Source organism: Oleiphilus sp. HI0132 (assembly GCF_001635845.1).
The window spans coordinates 1-3,881 of sequence record NZ_LWGJ01001077.1 but is presented as its reverse complement, the minus strand read 5'-3'; the positions used below and the strand labels follow the sequence as shown (position 1 = coordinate 3,881).

At 46.6% G+C, this 3,881-nt stretch carries 2 protein-coding genes; both read right to left on the bottom strand.

Annotated elements, in window-relative coordinates; translation table 11 throughout:
• A partial coding sequence (locus A3766_RS13810; RefSeq protein ID WP_068642372.1) for a response regulator transcription factor occupies positions 1 to 854 on the bottom strand: 854 nt, incomplete at its 3' end.
• Positions 855 to 3,881, bottom strand: a 3,027-nt coding sequence (locus A3766_RS13805; protein WP_068642370.1) for an ATP-binding protein, incomplete at its 5' end; no start/stop codon positions are given.

Sequence of the window (3,881 nt, the reverse complement as noted above, 5' to 3'; positions counted from 1 at the left end):
CCAAGTTTAGGAAAGATCATTTCCAAATGTTTATTCACCGTTCGAGGGCTCATCGATAGAATTTCGGCTGCTTCGCGGTTAGTTTTCCCATTCGCTATCCAAAACAAAACTTCCGCCTCTCGCTCAGTTAAATCGAGATTTGCTTTTAATAAAGCAGCTTCTGTTGGCTTGTTCCCGTCAATCAGTTTAATTAGCTGGTCGCCATTGGAATGTTTGCCTACCCTCTTCAGAGATAAAGGATATTCTAGTGCTTCTAAGTTTAGACTATCCCCGTCCTGCGGAGACCCAGCCAACCATTGAGAAAGCATTTTTGTAAACGCCTCAGAACCATCTGTCGGAGAGATATTAGCTTTGGCAAACAAAGCATAGGTTTGCGGGGTGGCCCAGCGAACAATGCCTTTTTCGTCAGCCGTGAAGAGATGCTGCCCAGTGCTATCCAAGGCACTTTGCGCACTCTTGGTTAAACGCGCATTGCTCAAATGCACCTTCATACGCGCTAGCAATTCTGTCGGGTTGATGGGTTTAACCAGGTAATCAACACCACCCACTTCCAAGCCTCGAACAATATCATCAGTATCAGATAAACCCGTCATGAAAATAACGGGAATATCTGCGAGGTCTGCATTTTGCTTTAGCTGGCGACAGGTCTCAAAGCCATCCATTACGGGCATGACTGCATCGAGCAGTATTACATCGGGCCGAATGCGCTTAGCGATCGTTAGGGCTTGCTTGCCTTCCAGAGCAACCAGCACGTCCATTCCTTCCGCTTCCAAGGCATCGTTAATCATGCTCAGAGCATCGGGGGAGTCATCAACAACCAACACAGTATCGGTCTGGCTTAAAGGCGTCATCATTTAATCTCTTAAGGCTTGCGCAAGTTGGTCGAACTGGAAACTGTCACTCATAGCAAACAGGCTCTGCATAAATGGCTCCGGTAGTAACTTAGCTGATTCTACCTGAGCTAAAGTTTGCACGACACCCTTTCGGTAGCCCATTTCGGCGTAGGCTTTTAGCTCACGAATTAAGGGGTCGTTGGGAATAACGAAGGCGTCACTAGTTTGTGCTTCTTCAGGGTTACCATCGCGCTCTTTAGACAAGACTTTAACCGAGTCGAAATCTTCACTTTCATTTTGCGATATCCAGTGCAAGCCCAGGTGCTCAGCTAGCTTATCTAACAGAGCCGCATTGTTAATCGGTTTAATCAAATAATCAGAATAGCTGGCCGTGGCAATGTAGTCGCTCGATGGCATTTGTGCATTGGCAGAGAGCATTAAAATCGGAACACTAATTCCCTCACTACGTAAATCATCAGCCAATTCGTAACCTGTTTTGCCAGGCATCGAGACATCGAGAACAAATAGATCTGGCTTGGCCGTATCTAATAGCGCCATACAAGATGGTGCATCAAAAGCCTCTAAGGTAGTAAAGCCCAGTGGAATGAGTAAGTCTGACAAGAAGCCCCTTAGAACCGGGTCATCATCTACCAAACAGATAGTTCGCTGATAACCTTCGTAGCCAACTATCTTGGCCTTAACGGCTTCTTCTACCTGCTGAGTATTGTTCACCCAGGGCAGCATTAAGCTCACCTTAAAACAACTGCCCTTCCCAAGTTCTGAGTCGACCTGTAACTCTCCACCCATTACTTCAGTTAAGAGCTTCACGATAGTCAAACCAAGACCTGTCCCCTGCACATTCGGTGTATGTGTATTACGCACCCTTTCAAAAGGTTCGAATATACGTGCAAGGTAGGAAGCCTCTATCCCTGGCCCGGTATCTTTGATAATGAATTCTGCCACCTGAGAACGGTACTTCACCGTAAAGTCGATTGAACCTTCTTGTGTATACTTCACAGCATTAGACAAAACATTGATCAAAACCTGGCGCAAGCGCTTTTCATCTGCCATCACCATTTTCGGCAATCGCCCTTCTATATTGAAGTTAAGCTCAATCCCTTTGTTCTTAGCCTGCATTTGAAACATACTGGCAAGCTGATCGAGCAATTCAGGTAACTGAACCTTGTTCCGAAACAAGTCCAAGCGCCCAGCCTCAATCTTTGATATATCAAGCAGGCCTTCAATCAAATCTGCCAGATGCAAGCCACTGCGATGAATGATATTCAAGCCTCGAGACTGTGCATCATCAAGGTCCTGCTTGTCAGTCAGTAATTGCGCATAGCCGAGTATCGATTGAAGCGGGGTTCTCAGCTCGTGACTGATCCCAGATAGATAGCGACTCTTGGCGTCATTCGCTTGCTCTGCATGCTCTTTGGCTTGTTGCAATTCCAGATCGGTTTTCTCATGAGCTTGGATTTCTCGCATCAGCTTACGTGTTTGCCGATTGGACTCAATTTGGGCTACCACCCGGCTCTCGTGCGCCAAGAGAAACAGCCAGGAAATCACACCCGTAACGATCAAGAAAATAAAGAACAGTGTGATCAGACTTTGCTTTAGCACCTCCTGATCGGCAATCGCAGAAGGCATCATATGCTCATAAACCAAGGCCAGCATCGCGGCGTTGATCATATTCGTAATAATAAGCAGCCCAGCAAAACGCCCTAGCCTTGAATTCGTAGAACGCACTAACTTGCCTGGCATAAAGCGCCTTAAGAAATTCACCACCTGACGAGAAAGCCTAGCATGAGGTTTGCAGCTATCTAGACAACGCACATCGAGGGAACAACAGAGCGAACATATAGGCTGAGCATAAACGCCACAATAACTCATGTCCTCCACTTCAAAGTCATTGTCACAGACGCCGCAGGTAAGCGTCGGTCCAATAGACGGGTATGGTGACGGTGCAGCACCCGACGAAGCTCTGGTTTTCGCTTCCTCTATAATGGGAATAAGCTCTGGGGACTGTCGCGCTAAGTAATACTTTCCTTTGGTAATATAAGCGATCAGTGGCACAAAGATGAAACAGGCTAACAAAGAAATAAAGTGGCTAAGATTCTTACTTGTCTCGCCAAACACCCCAAGATATGCAGCTAAACCAAGAATACAGGCAGCCACCATTGAAACAGTACCAACCGGGTTAACATCATAGAGGTGACCTCGCTTAAACTCGATATAAGAGGGGCTGAGCCCAAGTGGTTTGTTAATCAATAAGTCTGCAGTAAGCGAGCCTAGCCAACTCACTGCGACAATAGCGAAAACCCCCAAAATTGCTTCGAGTGCCTCATGCACACCTAACTCCATCAGAATCAAAGCAATTGTCACATTGAAGACCAACCAAACAACCCGCCCAGGGTGGCTGTGAGTTGCCCGCGAGAAGAAGTTAGACCAAGCTATCGACCCGGCATAAGCGTTCGTTACGTTGATCTTCATCTGGCAGATAATCACCATAACCGCAGCTAAAATAAGCGACATTGACGGTGAGTTAGTCAGGTAATTAAATACACGTTCGTACATATAAGTCGGGTCGCTGGCGACCACATAAGTAGCCCCTTCTGTAATCGCAATATAAGCGATAAAGGAGCCAAAGAGCATTTTCAGCAAACCGATAAAGATCCAGCCTGGCCCTGATAAGACCAACCAAAACCACCACTTTTTCTTATTCTGTTCAGTCTTAGGAGGAAGAAAGCGTAGATAGTCTACCTGCTCACCAATCTGAGCAACCAAGGCAAAAAATACTGAAGCAGCGGCGCCGAACAATAGCCAATTGAATTCACCTGCATTACTAAGGCCCTTTGGCTGATAGTCTGTCCAAGCAGGCAAAGTATCATATTCGACAATGATCACGGTAGCGATTGCCGCGATTTGTAATAGTAACCACAGAGTTTGCGTCCCGACTTGAAAACGCGAAATAGTGGTAATCCCCCGGATCACAATAGGGATAACCGCCACAGCGCAAATGAAATACCCGATCGATAGCGGAATACCCAG